Below are 560 nucleotides of genomic sequence, written 5' to 3' on the forward strand. Positions count from 1 at the left end.
GGATCCTTCTATGTTTGTCCAGTCATGGTCGTGGCGTTGAGGATCTTGTAGATCTGGCGCGCGAGGTAGCGTTTCAGGCATCGGCGAATCTCTTTGGTGGTGCGGCCTTCAGCGCGTCGCCTCTCGACGTAGGCCCGGGTTTCTGGGTCGTGGGTCATGCGGGTGAGGACGGCGATGTGCAAGGCCTGGTTCAGGCGCCTGTCACCGCCGCGGTTGAGCCGGTGGCGCACGGTGTTCCCCGAGGACGCAGGAATGGGGTTTACCCCGGCGAGAGAGGCAAACGCTGCCTCAGAACGCACCCGGCCATGATGGGACCAGGCAGTCAGGCAGATCGCAGCGGTCACGGACCCGATGCCGGTCTTTTCCAGCAGCGGTGCTGCCTGGCTGCCTTGGACGAGTTCATCCATGCGGGCACTGTTGGCGGCGATCTGCTCGTCGAGTTCGACCACCCGTTTTGCTAGTCGAATGGCCTCAGTCCGAGCAGTTGCAGTGCCGAGGTCTTCATCGCGAGATCGCCAGCGTGCCACCATTCCGATCTGAGTGTGGGTCGGGGGTCGACG

At 63.2% G+C, this 560-nt stretch carries 1 protein-coding gene; it reads right to left on the bottom strand.

What is annotated here, in order from left to right; genetic code table 11:
* Window positions 1–8: 8 nt before the first annotated feature.
* Window positions 9–560 (bottom strand): transposase (locus F0311_RS12840; protein WP_150462344.1); only part of this gene is annotated, 552 nt, incomplete at its 5' end.

This window comes from Nesterenkonia ebinurensis (assembly GCF_008711175.1).
In the GTDB taxonomy this organism is placed as follows: Bacteria; Actinomycetota; Actinomycetes; order Actinomycetales; family Micrococcaceae; genus Nesterenkonia; species Nesterenkonia ebinurensis.